Annotated in this window: 17 protein-coding genes; 11 read left to right on the top strand and 6 right to left on the bottom strand. The window is 70.1% G+C overall.

The window, feature by feature from the left end; all coding sequences use genetic code 11:
* Positions 1-4: 4 nt before the first annotated feature.
* The gene (locus tag BLQ91_RS31500) at positions 5-928 is read right to left on the bottom strand and encodes a TAXI family TRAP transporter solute-binding subunit (RefSeq protein ID WP_245733941.1); all 924 of its coding nucleotides are present in this window, start codon (positions 926-928) and stop codon (positions 5-7) included.
* 130 nt (positions 929-1,058) lie between these two features.
* On the opposite strand from BLQ91_RS31500, the gene miaB reads away from it, so the two are divergent.
* Together miaB and BLQ91_RS31490 are read left to right on the top strand one after the other, a co-directional pair.
* On the top strand, positions 1,059-2,540 hold the full coding sequence (miaB, locus tag BLQ91_RS31495; RefSeq protein ID WP_090102758.1) for a tRNA (N6-isopentenyl adenosine(37)-C2)-methylthiotransferase MiaB: 1,482 nt from the start codon (positions 1,059-1,061) through the stop codon (positions 2,538-2,540).
* Positions 2,537-3,004, top strand: a complete 468-nt coding sequence (locus tag BLQ91_RS31490) for an Rv2732c family membrane protein (protein ID WP_090102757.1) — start codon at positions 2,537-2,539, stop codon at positions 3,002-3,004. The genes miaB and BLQ91_RS31490 overlap by 4 nt, the downstream gene beginning before the upstream one ends.
* 63 nt (positions 3,005-3,067) lie before the next feature.
* Here BLQ91_RS31490 and BLQ91_RS31485 read toward each other — a convergent pair whose 3' ends face one another.
* The gene (locus BLQ91_RS31485) at positions 3,068-4,414 is read right to left on the bottom strand and encodes a DUF349 domain-containing protein (protein ID WP_090102755.1); all 1,347 of its coding nucleotides are present in this window, start codon (positions 4,412-4,414) and stop codon (positions 3,068-3,070) included.
* A 170-nt stretch (positions 4,415-4,584) separates the two neighbouring features.
* Between BLQ91_RS31485 and BLQ91_RS31480 the strand changes: the two genes are divergently transcribed.
* Genes BLQ91_RS31480 through dapF form a run of 3 tightly spaced genes read left to right on the top strand, consistent with a single transcriptional unit; the run spans position 4,585 to position 6,964 of the window.
* On the top strand, positions 4,585-5,265 hold the full coding sequence (locus BLQ91_RS31480; RefSeq protein ID WP_090102753.1) for a class III extradiol ring-cleavage dioxygenase family protein: 681 nt from the start codon (positions 4,585-4,587) through the stop codon (positions 5,263-5,265).
* On the top strand, positions 5,262-6,170 hold the full coding sequence (miaA, locus tag BLQ91_RS31475; protein ID WP_218130469.1) for a tRNA (adenosine(37)-N6)-dimethylallyltransferase MiaA: 909 nt from the start codon (positions 5,262-5,264) through the stop codon (positions 6,168-6,170). The genes BLQ91_RS31480 and miaA overlap by 4 nt, the downstream gene beginning before the upstream one ends.
* Positions 6,158-6,964, top strand: a complete 807-nt coding sequence (dapF, locus tag BLQ91_RS31470) for a diaminopimelate epimerase (RefSeq protein ID WP_090102751.1) — start codon at positions 6,158-6,160, stop codon at positions 6,962-6,964. The genes miaA and dapF overlap by 13 nt, the downstream gene beginning before the upstream one ends.
* A 21-nt stretch (positions 6,965-6,985) precedes the next feature.
* Here dapF and BLQ91_RS31465 read toward each other — a convergent pair whose 3' ends face one another.
* Both BLQ91_RS31465 and BLQ91_RS31460 read right to left on the bottom strand, forming a co-directional pair.
* The gene (locus tag BLQ91_RS31465; RefSeq protein WP_090102749.1) at positions 6,986-7,867 is read right to left on the bottom strand and encodes an SMP-30/gluconolactonase/LRE family protein; all 882 of its coding nucleotides are present in this window, start codon (positions 7,865-7,867) and stop codon (positions 6,986-6,988) included.
* Complete coding sequence (locus BLQ91_RS31460) at positions 7,860-9,101, bottom strand: MFS transporter (RefSeq protein WP_090102747.1); 1,242 nt, start codon at positions 9,099-9,101, stop codon at positions 7,860-7,862. The genes BLQ91_RS31465 and BLQ91_RS31460 overlap by 8 nt, the downstream gene beginning before the upstream one ends.
* A 108-nt stretch (positions 9,102-9,209) precedes the next feature.
* Here BLQ91_RS31460 and BLQ91_RS31455 point away from each other — a divergent pair, with 108 nt between their 5' ends.
* The 3 genes from BLQ91_RS31455 to BLQ91_RS31445 are packed head-to-tail and all read left to right on the top strand — an operon-like array spanning position 9,210 to position 12,116.
* Positions 9,210-9,659 carry an ArsR/SmtB family transcription factor gene (locus tag BLQ91_RS31455; protein ID WP_281199704.1) on the top strand — a complete coding sequence of 150 codons (450 nt, stop codon included), beginning with the start codon at positions 9,210-9,212 and terminating at the stop codon, positions 9,657-9,659.
* A gap of 25 nt (positions 9,660-9,684) precedes the next feature.
* Positions 9,685-11,148 carry a GTPase HflX gene (gene hflX / locus BLQ91_RS31450; RefSeq protein ID WP_090102745.1) on the top strand — a complete coding sequence of 488 codons (1,464 nt, stop codon included), beginning with the start codon at positions 9,685-9,687 and terminating at the stop codon, positions 11,146-11,148.
* The gene (locus BLQ91_RS31445; RefSeq protein WP_143022903.1) at positions 11,145-12,116 is read left to right on the top strand and encodes an SdiA-regulated/phytase-like domain-containing protein; all 972 of its coding nucleotides are present in this window, start codon (positions 11,145-11,147) and stop codon (positions 12,114-12,116) included. The genes hflX and BLQ91_RS31445 overlap by 4 nt, the downstream gene beginning before the upstream one ends.
* 24 nt (positions 12,117-12,140) lie before the next feature.
* Here BLQ91_RS31445 and BLQ91_RS31440 read toward each other — a convergent pair whose 3' ends face one another.
* On the bottom strand, positions 12,141-13,250 hold the full coding sequence (locus BLQ91_RS31440) for a cytochrome P450 (RefSeq protein WP_245733940.1): 1,110 nt from the start codon (positions 13,248-13,250) through the stop codon (positions 12,141-12,143).
* A 110-nt stretch (positions 13,251-13,360) separates the two neighbouring features.
* Between BLQ91_RS31440 and BLQ91_RS31435 the strand changes: the two genes are divergently transcribed.
* Positions 13,361-14,110 carry a GbsR/MarR family transcriptional regulator gene (locus tag BLQ91_RS31435; protein ID WP_090102741.1) on the top strand — a complete coding sequence of 250 codons (750 nt, stop codon included), beginning with the start codon at positions 13,361-13,363 and terminating at the stop codon, positions 14,108-14,110.
* Here BLQ91_RS31435 and lexA read toward each other — a convergent pair.
* Positions 14,085-14,762 carry a transcriptional repressor LexA gene (lexA, locus tag BLQ91_RS31430; protein WP_218130474.1) on the bottom strand — a complete coding sequence of 226 codons (678 nt, stop codon included), beginning with the start codon at positions 14,760-14,762 and terminating at the stop codon, positions 14,085-14,087. The genes BLQ91_RS31435 and lexA overlap by 26 nt on opposite strands.
* A gap of 223 nt (positions 14,763-14,985) precedes the next feature.
* On the opposite strand from lexA, the gene BLQ91_RS31425 reads away from it, so the two are divergent.
* Together BLQ91_RS31425 and nrdR are read left to right on the top strand one after the other, a co-directional pair.
* Positions 14,986-15,270 carry a hypothetical protein gene (locus tag BLQ91_RS31425; protein ID WP_090102739.1) on the top strand — a complete coding sequence of 95 codons (285 nt, stop codon included), beginning with the start codon at positions 14,986-14,988 and terminating at the stop codon, positions 15,268-15,270.
* Positions 15,271-15,543: 273 nt separating this feature from the next.
* The gene (nrdR, locus tag BLQ91_RS31420) at positions 15,544-16,014 is read left to right on the top strand and encodes a transcriptional regulator NrdR (RefSeq protein WP_089924179.1); all 471 of its coding nucleotides are present in this window, start codon (positions 15,544-15,546) and stop codon (positions 16,012-16,014) included.
* Positions 16,015-16,039: the final 25 nt, after the last annotated feature.

Raw genomic sequence — 16,039 nt, 5'->3', positions numbered from 1 at the left:
GAGCTCAGATCTTGCTCTCGCGGTAGTAGCGCATGGCGCCGTTGTGCAGCGGTACCGGTGACGTCTCGATCGCCGACCGCTGCTCGATCGTGCGGGCCGCCGAGTGCGCCTTCACGAGCTCCGGCTGGCCCTCGAACAGCTGCCGCACCAGCGCTTCGGCCACGTCGTCGGGCATCTTCTCGCTGACGAGCAGGAAGTTGCGCACGACGAGGGTGATGACCGGCCCGACCGGGTCGGACTGCAGGTTGTAGGTGGACGCGGGCAGCGTCGCCGCCCCGTACACGGGTTTCTCGCGGCGGAACTTCGGCAGCACGTCGCTCAGGTCGAGCATCCGCACGCCGAGCCCCTTGGTGAGGTCCGTGATCGCCTGCGTCGGCAGACCGCCCGACCAGAAGAACGCGTCGAGCCTGCCCTCGCGCATCGCCTGGGCGGAGTCGTCGAGGTTGAGGTTGACCGCCTGGGGCGTGACGCCCGCCGACCTGAGCAGCGCGCTCGCGATGATCTCGACGCCCGACTCCCGGCCGCCGATCGACACGCGCAGGCCGTTGAGCTGGGCGAACTTCCTCACCGGGAGGTCGGCGCGGACGATGACCTGCAGGTAGTCGTCGTGCATGCGGGCCAGGGCGCGGAGCTTGTCCGAGCCGGCGACGCCCTCCAGCGCGTCGGCCTGCGAGAAGCCGACCTGCGCCTGGTCGTTGATGAGGCGGGTGACGTTGTCCTTGGAACCGGCCGTCGCGACGACCTGGGGACGCGTGATGCCGAGGCGCCCGCTCCAGATGTCCGCGAGACCGCGGCCGAGCGAGTAGTAGACGCCGCCGGGGCTGCCGGTCGCCATGGTGATCTTGATGTCCGACACCGTGCCGCCGCACCCCGTCAGGACCGTTGCGGCGGTCAACAGGCTCACGGCGGCGTGCATTCGTCCGAACACCAGCGCATCGTGCCACGGGGACGAGCGGGCGTTGCACCCGACGAAGGTCTCGCCTGGTCACGGCGCTCGTCGGCGAGGCTTTGCCCGGTCCGCGGAACTCGGGCCACTGACCAGGGGTTATCGTGTTGGCGTGAGTACCGCGCAGGTTCGCAAGAGCTTCCAGATCCGCACGTTCGGGTGTCAGATGAACGTGCACGACTCCGAGCGGCTCGCCGGTCTGCTCGAAGACGCGGGCTACGAGCGCGCCAGCGGGGACGAACAGGCCGACGTCGTCGTCTTCAACACCTGCGCCGTCCGCGAGAACGCCGACAACAAGCTCTACGGCACGCTCGGCCACCTCGCCCCGCAGAAGGCGGCGAAGCCGGGCATGCAGATCGCGGTCGGCGGCTGCCTCGCGCAGAAGGACCGCAGCGAGATCGTCCGGCGCGCCCCGTGGGTGGACGTCGTGTTCGGCACCCACAACATCGGCTCGCTGCCGGTGCTGCTCGAACGCGCCCGCCACAACGAAGAGGCGCAGGTCGAGATCCTCGACGCGCTGGAGACGTTCCCGTCGTCGCTGCCGGCCGCGCGCGACTCCGCCTACTCGGGCTGGGTGTCGATCTCGGTGGGCTGCAACAACACCTGCACGTTCTGCATCGTGCCGTCGTTGCGCGGCAAGGAGAAGGACCGCCGCCCCGGCGACGTGCTGGCCGAGGTGCGGACGCTCGTCGACGAGGGCGTGCTGGAGGTGACGCTGCTGGGGCAGAACGTCAACTCCTACGGCGTCGAGTTCGGCGACAGGCTCGCGTTCGGCAAGCTGCTGCGCGCCTGCGGTGACATCGACGGGCTGGAGCGCGTGCGCTTCACCTCACCGCACCCCAAGGACTTCACCGACGACGTCATCGCCGCCATGGCCGAGACGCCGAACGTGTGCCACAGCCTGCACATGCCGCTGCAGTCCGGATCGGACCGGCTGCTCAAGGCGATGCGCCGCTCGTACCGCACGGAGAAGTACCTGGGGATCATCGACAAGGTCCGCGCCGCCATGCCGGACGCCGCGATCACCACCGACATCATCGTCGGCTTCCCCGGCGAGACCGAGGAGGACTTCCAGGGCACGCTCGACGTCGTGCGCCAGGCCCGGTTCTCGTCGGCGTTCACGTTCCAGTACTCGAAGCGCCCCGGGACACCGGCCGCCGAGCTGCCGGACCAGCTGCCCAAGGCCGTCGTGCAGGAGCGCTTCGACCGGCTTGTGGCGCTGCAGAACGAGATGACGCACACGCTCAACAAGGAGCAGGTCGGCCGCACCGTCGAGGTCCTCGTCGCCACCGGTGAGGGCAAGCGCGACGCCGAGACGCAGCGCATGAGCGGCCGTGCCCGCGACGGACGCCTGGTGCACTTCACGCCCGGTGCGACGGTTCCGCGTCCCGGTGACGTCGTCGAGACCGTCGTGACGTACGCGGCCCCGCACTACCTCGTCGCGGACGGGGAACCGCTGTCGTGGCGCCGCACGAAGGCCGGTGACCGCTCCGAGGCCGGCATCAAGCCCAAGACCGCGGGCATCGGCCTCGGCCTGCCGTCGTTCGGAGCCCCCGCGCCGCTGCCCGCCGTCCAGGGGTGTGCGGCCCAGTGAGTGACGAGGACTTCTTGCGCAAGGAAATCGACGCGGTCGAGCACCAGGCGGCCAAGAGGATCGACCCCGGCACGGGCGCGCTGACGATCTCGGTCGCGGTGCTGGCGATCCTGGTGTCGCTGGTGCTGCCGTGGATCGGCGAGCACTCGGGCCTGCAGGTGGTGCTCGGCGAGGCGGACCTGTTCCTGCCGGAGCTGTTCTCCTACCTCGCCCTCGGCATCGGCGTGGTCGGCTCGGGCGTCACGCTCGCGGTGCGGCGCTGGGTCCTCACGTGGGTGTGCTCACTCGGGCTGTTCGCCGGGTCGATCATCGGCGTGCTGTCGATCTGGACGCAGCAGACCACGACGAGCAACAAGACGATCGGTCCCGGTCCCGGCATCGGGCTGATCATCGCGGTGATCGCCGTGGTCGTCCTGCTGGTGAAGTGGGTCAAGATCGCGGCTTCACGCCCGCCGCAGCTGTAACGCACAAGACGACTGAGGGCCCTTCTCCACGCGGGAGAAGGGCCCTCAGGCGTTCAAAGCCCTCTAGCGGGTCGCCAGCGCCTGCTCGGCGGCGGCGAGCCACTCGCGCCACTGCGCCGCCTGCGCCTCGGCCTGCTCGGTGCGGCGCTTGTCGCCCGCGGCACGGGCCTTGGCGGCCTGCGCCTCGAACTGCTCCACGCGCTCGCGGAACTGCGCCACGCGGGCCTCGGCCTCGGGGTCGGACCGGCGCCACTGGGCGTCGACCGCGCCGCGGACCCTCTCCTCGATCGCGCGGAGCTTGCCCTCGAACTCGCGGATGCGCTCGCGGGGGACCTTGCCGATCGCGTCCCAGCGCTCCTGGATCTTGTAGAGGTGGTTGCGCGCCGCCTCGAGGTCGGCCGACGGGTCGATCGTCTCGGCCTCGGCGAGCAGCTCCTCCTTCAGCTTCGCGTTGGCCGTGAACTCGGCGTCCCGCTCGCTGAACGCCTCGGAACGCTTCTGGAAGAACGCGTCCTGCGCGGCGCGGAACCGCTGCCAGAGCGCGTCGTCGGCCTCCTTGGGCGCACGTCCGGCGGCCTTCCACTCGACCATGAGCTCCTTGTAGCGACCGGCCGTGGGGCCCCAGTCGTCGGAGTCGACGAGCTTCTCGGCCTCCTCGACCAGCGCCTGCTTGGAGGACTTGGCCACCGAGCGCTGGCGGTCGAGGTCCGCGAAGTGCGAGCCGCGACGGCGGTTGAACGCGTCACGGGCCTTCGAGAACCGGCGCCACAGCTGCTCGTCGGTCTTGCGGTCGACGCCGCGGATGGTCTTCCACTCGTCGAGGATCGCGCGCAGCCGGTCGCCCGAGACCTTCCACTGGGTCGACTCGTTCGCGATCGACTCGGCCTCGTCGACGAGCGCCTGCTTGCGCGCCACGGACTGGGCGCGGGCGGCCTCCTTGGCCTCCTTGGCCTTCTCCACACCGGCCTCGGCCTGCCGCAGCACGTGCTCGACGCGGGCGGCCAGCGCCTTCAGGTCGCCGACCACGGCGGCCTCGGCGAGCTGCTCCTTGACGTGCTTCGCGCTGGTCAGGGCGTGCTTGGGGTCGCCGGCGCCGGACGCGAGCCGCGAGACGAGCAGCTCGACCTCGGTGCGCAGGTCGTCGAAGCGCCGCGCGAAGTGCGCGAGGCCCTCGACCGGCTCACCGGCCTGCCACGACCCGACGGCGCGCTCGCCGTCCTCGGTCTTCACGTACACGGTGCCGTCGGCGTCCACGCGCCCCCAGCGGTCAGGGTGGTCCGACGCCACGGGGACGGCCGGAGGCGTCGCCTGCGCGGTCTCCTTCGGCGTCTCCTCGACCACACCCTCGGCTGCGACCTCCACCGGGGCGGTCTCGGCCACGGCCTCCGGTGTGCTGTCCTGCTCCGACATCGCCGGTTCCTCCCATCTGACGCCCGTGCCTGCCACGGGCGCCCCGCCGTTGGCGGGGCCGATGCAATACGGGCGCTGAGGGGTCTCCCGTCCCCAGTTCCCCGCGCGCATTCAAACAGGTCAGAGCTCGACTCGGTACTGGGAGTCCACGATAGGTAGCCTCGTCTGTCGTGATCACCCGTGCCGCGGTGGTGCCGCACCCACCTCTCCTGGTGCCAGAACTGGTCGCCGGCGCCGCCGCCGAGACCGAGCCCGTGCGCTCCGCAACCCTTGCCGCGGCGGGAAAACTGCCCGGTCAGTGGATCGCGGTCGCCGCGGACGACAGCGGTCCGGCGACGTTCGCGCCGCCGATGTCGGGAACTTTTCTCGGTTACGGGGTCGACGTGCCGGTGTCACTCGGCGGTGCCCTGCCGCCGGACGCCGGAATTCCTTTGCCCGTGCTAATCACGGCGTGGCTGCGGGAACAGTGCGCAGCCGAGGTGTCACGCGTCGAAATCGTCCCGCGTGACCTGCCCGTTCCCGACTGCGTCTCGTTTGGACGCCGACTGGCGGAGGAGGACTGCGGCCTGCTGGTCCTCGGTGACGGCTCGACCCGGCATGGTCCCCGGTCGCCGGGGTCCGGCGACGAGCGTTCGGGACCTTTCGACTCCCTGGTCCACACTGTGCTGGCGGCCGCCGACGTGGACGGCCTGCTCGGCCTCGACGTGGACCTCGCCCGCGAGCTGGGGGCGCAGGGCCGGGCGGCCTGGCAGGTCCTCGCCGGTGTGCCCGGACCGTGGCGCTGCACCGGCGCCGAGTTCTTCGCACCGTTCGGCGTGGGCTACCACGTCGCCGTCTGGGAGCGCCCGTGATCACGCCCATCGCAGTCGTCGGACCCACGGCGACCGGCAAGTCCGACCTCGCCGTCGCCCTGGCGGAGCGGTTCGGGGGAGAGGTCGTCAACGCCGACGCCATGCAACTCTACCGCGGCATGGACATCGGCACGGCGAAGATGCCGCTGTCCGAACGCAGGGGCGTCCCGCACCACCTGTTCGACGTCCTCGCGGTCACCGAGACCGCGTCGGTCGCCGCCTACCAGCGCGAGACGCGCGCCGTCGTCGAGGACCTGCTCGCCGCCGGGCGCCCGCCCGTCCTCGTCGGCGGGTCCGGCCTGTACGTGCAGGCCGTGCTCGACGACCTGAAGTTCCCCGGCACCGACGACGCGGTGCGGGAGCGCTTCGAGGCGGAACTGGCCTCGGTGGGCTCCGAGGCGTTGCACCGGCGCCTGCGGGAGCTCGACCCGGCCGCCGCGATCGCGATCCTGCCGTCCAACGGCCGCCGCATCGTGCGCGCGCTGGAGGTCATCGAGCTCACCGGGCAGCCGTTCTCCGCGAACCTGCCCAAGCCGGGGCCCGCGCGCTACGGCACCGTCCAGATCGGCGTCGACCGCGAGGTGTCCGAACTGGACGAGCGCGTCGACCTGCGCGTGGACCGGATGTTCGCCGATGGCCTGGAGGACGAGGTGCGCGCGCTGGTCCGCATCGGACTGCGCGACGGCAAGACGGCGTCGCGCGCGTTGGGCTACCAGCAGGTGCTGTCCGCAATGGACGGAGCCTGCACGATCGACTTCGCCGCCGAGGAGACCAAGCGCGCCACCCGCCGGTTCGTGCGCAGGCAGCGCTCCTGGTTCCGGCGCGACCGGCGCATCACCTGGCTCGACGGTGCGCGGCCCGATCTGGTGCGAGCCGCCGGTAACCTGGTGCCGTGGAGTTCGTGAAGGGGCACGGCACGGAGAACGACTTCGTCGTCCTGCCCGACCTCGATGACCAGCTGGACCTGACCGTCGCGCGCGTGCAGGCGCTGTGCGACCGGCAGCGCGGCCTGGGCGCGGACGGCGTGCTGCGCGTCGTGCGCTCCGACGGCGAGTCGGGCGGCAAGTGGTTCATGGACTACCGCAACGCCGACGGCTCCATCGCCGAGATGTGCGGCAACGGCCTGCGCGTCTTCGCCCGCTACCTCGTCGACGCGGGCCACCAGCCGCAGGGCGAGTTCGTCGTCGCCACGCGGGCGGGGGACAGGACCGTGGTGACGCACCCGGACGGCTCCGTCACGAACGACATGGGCCCGGCGCGCGTGACCGGCACGTCCATCGCCGCGGTCGACGGCGCCGGCATCGGCGGCTTCGCGGTCGACGTCGGCAACCCGCACCTGGCGTGCGTCACCGACGTCCCGGTCGAGAGCTTCGACCTCACCGTGCCGCCCGGCTACGACCCGGTGGTGTTCCCGCACGGCGTGAACGTCGAGCTGATCAACACCATCGGCGACAACGCCCTGCGCATGCGCGTCCACGAGCGCGGCGTCGGCGAGACCCGGTCCTGCGGCACCGGCACCGTCGCGTCCGTCGCCTCCTGGCTCGCTGGGCAGGGCAGGACGACCGGCTCGGCGACCGTCGACGTCCTCGGCGGCCAGGTCTACGTGACGATCGAGCCGATGACGTCGACGCTCACCGGACCCGCCGTGCTCGTCGCACGCGGCGAGCTCGACAAGTCCTGGTGGGACGCTCTGGCTTGACCGATATACCGGTTCGGCACTTCAGCCGAGCTGGTAGACCTCGACCTTCCCGAGCCGGTCCGGCTCGACCACGGACGGGTTCGAGTCCGGCGCCGTCAGGCACACCAGGTGGTCGTCGACGACGGCGACGGCGAAGCACGTCTGCGTCGTCTCGACCTTGTGCGTGATCCGGCCGCCCTCGGTCACCCGGAACACGGCGGACTGCAACGAGGGCGCCACCCACACGCCGTCCCCGTCGCCCGCGATCCCGTCCGGCGCGATCCCGAACTCCTTCACCTCGGCCCACACCCTGCGGTTTTGCAACGATCCGTTGCGGTCGACCGAAAACGAAGTGAGCTTGAACGCAATGGTCTCGGCGACGACGAGGATGTTCCCGCTCTCCGACTCGCCTGTCGGGTCGGGCAGCAGCGCCATGCCGTTCGGGAACTTGAGGTCCTCGGCGACGACGCTGACGGAACCGTCGGGCCGCACGAGTGCGAGCGACGCACCGGGCGGGACGAAGTCCGGTTCGAGCAGGCGCGGGACGCCGACCTCGTCGATCAGGCCGTGCAGGTCGAAGCCGAAGTTGCCGACGTACGCCCGGCCCTCGCCGTCGACCAGCATGTCATTGGCGTGGAAGGTCGCGATATCCGATATATCGGCGTGGAGGACGAGTTCGCCGCCTTCGAGACGGCGGACCGTGCGGTCGAGCATCGAGACGACGAGGAGCCGTCCGTCGGGCAGCCAGCCGAGGCCCGAGGGCTGGCCGTCGAAGGCGGCGACGACCTCGTCGGTGCCGCCGGTGAGGTCGAGGGCGTGCACCTCGCCCGCGTAGAAGTCGGAGTAGTAGAGGCGCCCGTCGGGACCGCGCCGCGGTCCCTCGCCGAAGTGAAGACCGTCGCGCACAACCACCGTGTCAGCCATGCATCGCGACGCTAGATGCCACCGGCAGGTCACGCATAGTCCGCAACGGTGAGAACAGCACCCACAACATGCCCGCCACCGAGCCGGCCAGCGCGATCCACAGCGTCGGCACGATGCCGATCCACGAGCCGAGCCCGCCGCCGAGCAAGGCGCCCAGCGGCATCGCGCCCCACACCACCCAGCGGATCGAGGCGTTCATCCTGCCCAGCAGGTGGTCGGGGCAGATCGCCTGGCGGAAGCTCACCTGGCCGACGTTGTAGACGACGACGCCGAACGCGTTGACGGCGAGCCCGGCCATGGCGAACGCGATGCCCCAGCCCGGCTTCGTGAGCGGCATCAGCAGCACGAACGGCCAGGTCAGCAGCGGCACGAGCCAGATCAGGCGTGCCTGCCCGATCAGCACGCCCAGCCGGTGCGCGACCATCGCCCCGAGCACGCCGCCGACACCGCTCGCGCTGAACACCAGCCCCGCCGTGCCCTCGTTCAACCCGGCGACCCGCAGCAGGAACAGCACGCTGACGGCGTTCTGGATGCCGTGGAAGAAGTTCGAGGTGCCGGTGCACGCCACGATCTTGCGCAGGGTGGCGTTGCCGAAGACGAACCGCAGCCCCTCCATGATCTCGCGCCGCAGGTGCGGGTCGGGGTGGCGTTCCGGCGCCGGCTCGGCGCTTTTGATCCGGAACAGGAAGAACGCCGAGCTCAGATAGCCGAGGCCGGTGCCGAGCACGCCGTTGGCGGCACCGAGGAACTGCGCCACGTAGCCGCCGATCGCGGGTCCCGACACGTCGGCCACGGAGAGGCTCGCCTGCAGTTTCGAGTTGCCCTCGACGAGTTGCCCGCGACCCACCAGCGACGGCAGGTACGACTGGTACGCGACGTCGAAGAAGACCGTGCACACACCGACCCCGAGGCTCACCAGGACCAGTTGCGGCAGGTCGAGCACGCCCAGCCACCACGCGACCGGCACGCTCAGCATCAACGCGGCCCGCGCGACGTCCATCGAGATCATGAGCGGCTTGCGGCGCATCCTGTCGACCCAGACGCCCGCCGGCAGGCCGATCAGCAGGAACGCCACCGTGCTCGCCGCGGCCAGCAGTCCCATCTCGAACGGTGTCGCGTGCAGCACACCGGCGGCGAGCAGCGGAATGACCGTGATGCCGATGCTCATGCCGAACTGGCTGATCGTGTCGCCGATCCACAGCCGGCGGAAGTCGTGATGCCCCCATAGCGCCATCCGGCGAGTCTGCGCCGAGTGATTGGAAACTGTCAATCACTCATCTAGGCTGAACTCGTGGCCCTCTCCAGGAAACGACGTCCCGCGACGAGCGAGGAAGCCGCCGCGCTGAGCTCCGACCTGCGGCTTCGCATCATCCGCATGACGTTCGAGCGCCCGCTCACCAACAAGGAGCTGGCGCAGCGCCTCGGCAAGGACCCGGCCACGACGCTGCACCACGTGCGCAAGCTCGTCGCCGCCGGATTCCTCGAGGCGATGCCGCCGCGAGCGGGCAACAGAGGGGCGAAAGAGATCCCCTACCGGTCGACGGGCCTGTCCTGGCAGCTCGACAACAGCGAAAATGCGCTCGCAGTCGGTGAGGCGATGTTGCACGCTTTCCTCGGCGAGGTCGCCGACATCGGGCTCGGTGACGTGGATCAGAGCCGTCTGGTCGTCACCGTCGACCCGGAGGAACTAAAGCAGCGGCTCGCGACGTTGATGGATGAGCTGGCCGCACAACCGGTCAAGCCGGATGTTCCCCGTGTGGCGATCTACCTCGCGGTGTATCCGGGGGACTAACGGTCCGTGGGACGATGAAGGGCAAATGACGGAAAACATCCAGAGCACAGAGTTCGACCCGGAGTTCGACAGCACCTGGGACGAGGAGGACGACTTCTCGACCGGCGACTTCGAACGTGCCGAGCGCGCCGCACTGCGCCGCGTCGCCGGGCTGTCCACCGAGCTCGAGGACATCACCGAGGTCGAGTACCGCCAGCTTCGCCTGGAGCGGGTCGTGCTCGTCGGGGTGTGGACCGAGGGCACGGCGGCCGACTCCGACGCCTCGATGGAGGAGCTGGCGCGCCTCGCCGAGACCGCGGGCTCCGAGGTCCTCGAAGGCGTCGTGCAACGGCGGGACAAGCCGGACGCCGCGACGTACATCGGCTCGGGCAAGGTCTCCGAGCTGCGCGACGTCGTGCAGTCGACCGGCGCCGACACCGTGATCTGCGACGGCGAGCTCTCTCCCGGCCAGCTGCGCCAGCTGGAGGAGAAGCTCAAGGTCAAGGTCATCGACCGCACCGCGCTCATCCTGGACATCTTCGCGCAGCACGCGCGGTCCAAGGAGGGCAAGGCGCAGGTCGAGCTGGCCCAGCTGCAGTACCTGATGCCGCGCCTGCGCGGCTGGGGTGAGACGTTGTCGCGGCAGGCCGGTGGTCGTGCCGGTGGCGGCAACGGCGGCGTGGGTCTGCGCGGTCCCGGTGAGACGAAGATCGAGACCGACCGCCGCCGGATCCGCGCGCGCATCAGCAAGCTGCGCCGCGAGATCGCCGCGATCGGCGTCATCCGCGAGACCAAGCGGGGCCGCCGCACGGCGAACGAGATCCCGAGCGTCGCCATCGCGGGGTACACGAACGCGGGCAAGTCGTCGCTGCTCAACGCGCTGACGGGCGCCGGTGTCCTGGTGGAGGACGCGCTGTTCGCCACCCTCGACCCGACGACGCGCCGCGCGCTGACGCCCGAAGGCCTGCCGTACACGCTGACGGACACGGTCGGCTTCGTCCGGCACCTGCCGCACCAGCTGGTCGAGGCATTCCGCTCGACCCTCGAGGAGGTCGGTCAGTCCGACCTGCTCGTGCACGTGGTCGACGGCTCCGACAGCATGCCGGAGAAGCAGGTCAAGGCCGTGCGCGAGGTCCTCGCCGAGATCAACGAGAAGACCGGGGCGCCGATGCCGCGCGAGCTGCTCGTCGTCAACAAGATCGACGCGGTGGGCGATCTGGGCATGGCGCGGCTGCGTCACCTGTTCCCGGACGCGTCCTTCGTGTCGGCGCATTCGGGCGTCGGCATCGAGGAGCTGCGGGTCCGCATCGCCGAGCTGATGCCACGGCCCGAGGTCGTCGTCGAGGCCCTCGTGCCGTACGCGCGCGGCGAGGTCGTCGCCCGCGTGCACCGCGACGGCGAGGTGCTGTCCGAGAAGCACACGGAGTCGGGCACGCTGCTCAACGCCCGCGTGCGCCCGGATCTCGCCGGCGTCCTCGAGGAGTTCGCGACGAACGGGACGCCTGCTTGATCCTCCCGCCTCCCCCGGTGGACGTGTGCCCGGTAGCCATGCAGGAGCTCTCCGGGCTCACGTCCGACGGCAAGCAGTTCTTCGCCGTCAGCGACAGCGACAACGGCACGCTGCGCATCCAGGTCATGGGCCGCGACTGCGTCGTGAAACGCACGATCACCGCGCCCGTCGACCCCTACGACGTCGAAGACCTCGCGATGACGCCGGACGGCACCCTCTGGGCGTCCGACACCGGCGACAACAACAAGTCCCGCTCCACGGTCGCCTTGCACAAGGTCTCGCCTTCCGGCGCCGTGGAGCGGTTCCGCGTGACGTACCCCGACGGCAAGCACGACGCCGAGGCGCTGCTCGTCGACAAGACGGGCACGCCGTACATCATCACCAAGGAACCGCTCGGTTCCGCGCTGGTCTACCGTCCGACGGCTCCTCTCCGCACTGATGCGCCGGTGCCGCTGGAGCAGGTCGGACGCGTGTCGCTGTCGACGACGGACACCCCGGGCGGGCCGCTCGAAGGCACCCTCGACTCGCGCCTGGTGACCGGAGCCGCCTCGACCGCCGACGGCTCCGTCATCGCCCTGCGCACCTACACCGACGCGTACCTCTTCCCGGTCCCGGACGGCGACCCGAAGGGAGCGGTCGCCCAGGCCCTGGCCGGCGACCCGGTCCGGGTCCCGCTGCCGAACGAACCCCAGGGCGAGGCCATCGCCTTCGACCCGGACGGCACCCTGCTGTCCGCCTCGGAGGGCGCCGGCACCGCGATCCGCGCCGTCACGGGCGCCGCATCCCTGGCCCAGCCGGCCGCGCCGACGACCACGACGCCACCACCCCCGGCCGCCGGCCAGCCGCAGGCCGCCCCGCCGGAGTCGTCGAACGGCTCCTGGCAGAACTGGCCCCTGGCCCTGACCCTCGGCGGCATCGTGCTCGCCGCCGCCCTGGTCATCGGACTGCGCTTCCGCCGCCGCGCTTAGAGGCCGCGCGGAAGGCCCGGCACGTCAGTCCCAGGCGACCGGCATGCGCTCCAGCCCGCCGATCACCAGGCTCGCCCGATGCGGCAACTCGTCCTCGGGCACGGCCAGCCGCAACCCCGGGAACCGCGTGAAGAGGCCCGGGAAGGCGATCTTCAACTCGATCCGCGCGAGGTGCTGGCCGATGCACTGGTGGACGCCGTGCCCGAACGCCAGGTGCCCGGTCGCGCCCCGAGCCAGGTCGAGGACGTCCGGATCCGCGTACCGCGCCGGATCGCGGTTCGCCGACGCCAGCTCGACGAACACCGTGTCGCCCTTCCGCACGACGACACCGTCGACCTCGACGTCCTCCAACGCCGTGCGCACCGTCGCGGGCGTCAGACTGATGTATCGGAGCAGCTCCTCCACGGCGGCCGCGGGATCGGCGAGCATCGCCTCCACCCGCGCCGGCTCCCGCATGAGCTCCAGCGCGCCGAGCGACAGCATGTTCGTCGTCGTGTCGAGCCCGCCGCCGAGCAACGCCATGCCCATCGCGGCCATCTCGTCGTCGCTCAGGTCGTGGTCCGCGTTGACCAGATCGCTCAACACGTCGTCGGTCGCCCGAGCCCGCTTCGCCGCGACCATCTCCAGCATGAACCGCTGCAACCTCCCGAACGCGGCGAACATCGCCTCCGCCTCGCCGGCCTCCGCGCCGCTGCCGCCGGTGAGCACCATCGCGTCCTGCTGGAACTCGGCACGCCGCTCGTACGGCACGCCGAGCAGCTCGCAGATCATCAACCCGGGCACCGGCACCGCGAAGTGCTCGACCAGGTCCGCAGGCGAGCCCACCGCCGAGAGCTCGTCGAGGTGCGCGACCGTGATCACCTCCAGCCGCTCGGCGAGCAGCCGCATCCGCCGCACGGTGAACTGACCCGTCAGCCTGCTCCGGTACCGCGTGTGCTCCGGCGGGTCGTGGTCGGTGAACGCACCAGGCGGCGACGGTGGCGCGTCACCGGGACGCCCCGGCCCGAACGGGTTGTGCATCAGGTCCGGCCGGATGCTGAACCGGTCGTCCGCGAGCACCGCACGCACCGAAGCGTGGTCGTGCGCTCGCCAGCCGGCGTGCCCGTCCGGGTACGTCATCGGGCTCAGTGGCATTGCTTCCCCCTTGCAACGAGCTTCTTTCCCCTTCCTGCAAGCTAGGAACGTTTGCGGACGGAGTCAAAAGACTCATTGCAATGGCTTGAAGTGCAAGGCACCATGATGTCGTGCCCGGTAAACGCCTGGATGAAGAAGAACGGCAGCTCATCGCCCAGTTCCTCTGGGACGGGCTCGGCTACTCCGAGATCGGGAGGCGGTTGCAAAGGCCGGCCTCGACGATCCAGCGGGAGGTGGTCCGCAACGGGGGGCACAACAACTACCGGCCGGGTGCCGCGCACCGGGCGGCGAGCGAGCGGGCGACGCGCCGGATGCCCGCCGTGGACGACCTCGACGTCGACGAGGAGTCCTGCTCGTTCGACCGCGGTCCGGGCGAGGTGCAGGAGTTCCACCTGAGACTGGTCGGCGTGTTCCGGCAGACCGGACTCACGCGCACGGCGGCGCGGATCCTCGCCGAGATCTTCATGACCGACAGGGGCAGTCTCACCGCGACGGAGCTCGTGCTGCGGCTGTCGGTCAGCCCCGGCACGGTCTCGCGCTCAACCGCCTACCTGCAGGAACTCGACCTGCTGAGCGCCGAACGCGACGGCAAGCGCGTGCGCTACTTCCTGGGCGACGACCTCTGGTACCAGGCGTGGCTGTCCAGTGCCCAGCGCAACTCGACCTGGGCGGACACCGGACTGGACGGTGCCGAGATCTTCGGTCTCGACACGCCGGTCGGTGCCCGCCTCAAGGACATGGGTCAGTTCTTCGCGTTCGTCGTCGTGGACATGGAGGCCACGAGGCAGAAGTGGCTCGACTTCTTCAGCAAGAAGAAGCGCGCCCGCGGCGAAGCTACGGCAGACGCCTCAGCACCGTGACGACCTTGCCGAGGATGGTGGCCTCGTCGCCGTTGATCGGCTGGTAGGCCGGGTTGTGCGGCATCAGCCACACGTGGCCGTCCTTGCGCTTGAACGTCTTCACGGTCGCCTCGCCGTCGATCATGGCGGCGACGATCTCGCCCTGGTCGGCCGTGGGCTGCTTGCGGATCACGACCCAGTCGCCGTCCGTGATCGCGGCGTCGATCATCGAGTCGCCGACGACGCGCAGCAGGAACAACTCGCCCTCGCCGACGATCTCGCGCGGCAGCGGGAACACGTCCTCGATCGACTCCTCGGCCAGGATCGGGCCACCTGCCGCGATCCGGCCGACCATCGGCACGTACGCGGGCGTCGGCTTGGACATGGGGTCGAGACCGGGGTCGATCTCGGTGGGCAGCATGCCGACCGCTCGCGGGCGGTTCGGGTCGCGGCGCAGGAAGCCCTTCCGCTCCAGCGCGCGCAGTTGGTACGCCACGGACGAGGTCGACGTGAGACCCACGGCCTCACCGATCTCACGCACGCTCGGCGGGTAGCCGAAACGGTCGACCCAGTCGCGGATCACGTCGAGCACCTTGCGCTGACGCAGGGTCAGGCCGGCGTTTCCCGCGATCTCGTTCACCTTCGTCTCCGCGAGAGCGGGCTCCGGGTCGATCGTCTTGCCTGCCACGGTCGCTGTCCTCCTCGCCGCCCCCCAGTTCGAATGGGATTCCGGCCTCCGTCGATCTTCACGGTCGACGGTAGTCGTGTTTGCTGCGCAGATCAAACACCTGTTCGAGCTATTTGGGCGCGTGTTGTGGCGCCCGGCCATCCGGTCTGGTAGAAATTCGCACGGACGTTCGATCGAACCTCTGTTCGATCAAGGTGGCTGACCTGCGATGGAGGTCGTGATGGCGGTGCTCGTCGAGAAGCGGTTGCGCGTTGTCGAGGACGCGGACGTCGCAGCGGGACGCCCACTCCGTTCGGGGCCTCGTGTCATGCCGAGGCGTCCGGCGACGCGGCCGCACCAGATCGTGGTTCCCGCGAAGCGCGGGTCGAGCTCGTGCGAGGTCCGTGCGAAGCGCGAGTCGATGCTCGAGCTGATCGCGGCCGGCGTCCTGAGCGCGTTGACGGTCGTCGCGGTCGGCGTGCTCTACCTCCAGCAGGTGGGGGTCACCCCGTAGGCCTGCCCCTACATCTTGTGGTTCCGCGCCCACCCTGACGTGTTCGCTGCGTCATGAGGTGGGCGTCGCTGTGTAATCACCGCTGATCGTCGGCGGTTCGTCCAACAGGGTGACACGCGACGCGCCGTGTCGAGTTGCGCCCGGCATCGATTGCGATCTAGGTTCTACCCCTACATCTAGTGGTTGCACCGTTCCAAGTAGTCCACAGGTTGTGGGTAACCCGACCAGTGAGGCTGCTGTGGTGAGTGCTGCGCGGGGAAGGGGTGAGGTGGCGTGCGGTGTCCGTTCTGCCGCCATTCGGACTCGCGGGTGGTCGACTCCCGTGAGGTCGACGAGGGTCAGGTGATCCGCCGCCGGCGCTCCTGCAACAGCTGCAGCCGCAGGTTCACCACGGTCGAAGAAGCGGTTCTCGCCGTGGTCAAGCGCTCCGGCGTGACGGAGCCCTTCAGCCGCGACAAGGTGGTCGTCGGCGTGCGCAGGGCGTGCCAGGGCCGCCCGGTCGACGAGGACGCGTTCCAGGTTCTGGCTCAGCAGGTGGAGGAGTCGATCCGGTCGACGGGGTGCGCGGAAATCGCGAGCCACGAGGTGGGTCTCGCCATTCTCGGCCCCCTGCGCGAGCTCGACGAGGTCGCTTATCTGCGCTTCGCGAGTGTTTACAGGTCCTTCTCGTCCGTCGAGGACTTCGAGAAGGAAATCCTCGATCTTCGCACTGCCCGCGCCGAGGAAGCACCGGCCGAGCAGTGATCCGCGCGCCTTTTGCGGCGCGCAG

Source organism: Lentzea jiangxiensis (assembly GCF_900104175.1).
Taxonomy (GTDB): domain Bacteria; phylum Actinomycetota; class Actinomycetes; order Mycobacteriales; family Pseudonocardiaceae; genus Lentzea; species Lentzea jiangxiensis.
Note: the sequence above shows the minus strand (reverse complement) of the source record. Positions and strands in the feature narration are given on the sequence as shown.

Excerpts from the sequence above, each read along its gene's own strand:
- BLQ91_RS31485 (WP_090102755.1), bottom strand. The coding sequence starts at position 4,414 with ATGTCGGAGCAGGACAGCACACCGGAGGCCGTGGCCGAGACCGCCCCG.
- BLQ91_RS31465 (WP_090102749.1), bottom strand. The coding sequence starts at position 7,867 with ATGGCTGACACGGTGGTTGTGCGCGACGGTCTTCACTTCGGCGAGGGA.
- BLQ91_RS31460 (WP_090102747.1), bottom strand. The coding sequence starts at position 9,101 with ATGGCGCTATGGGGGCATCACGACTTCCGCCGGCTGTGGATCGGCGAC.
- hflX (WP_090102745.1), top strand. The coding sequence starts at position 9,685 with ATGACGGAAAACATCCAGAGCACAGAGTTCGACCCGGAGTTCGACAGC.
- BLQ91_RS31440 (WP_245733940.1), bottom strand. The coding sequence starts at position 13,250 with ATGCCACTGAGCCCGATGACGTACCCGGACGGGCACGCCGGCTGGCGA.
- BLQ91_RS31425 (WP_090102739.1), top strand. The coding sequence starts at position 14,986 with ATGGAGGTCGTGATGGCGGTGCTCGTCGAGAAGCGGTTGCGCGTTGTC.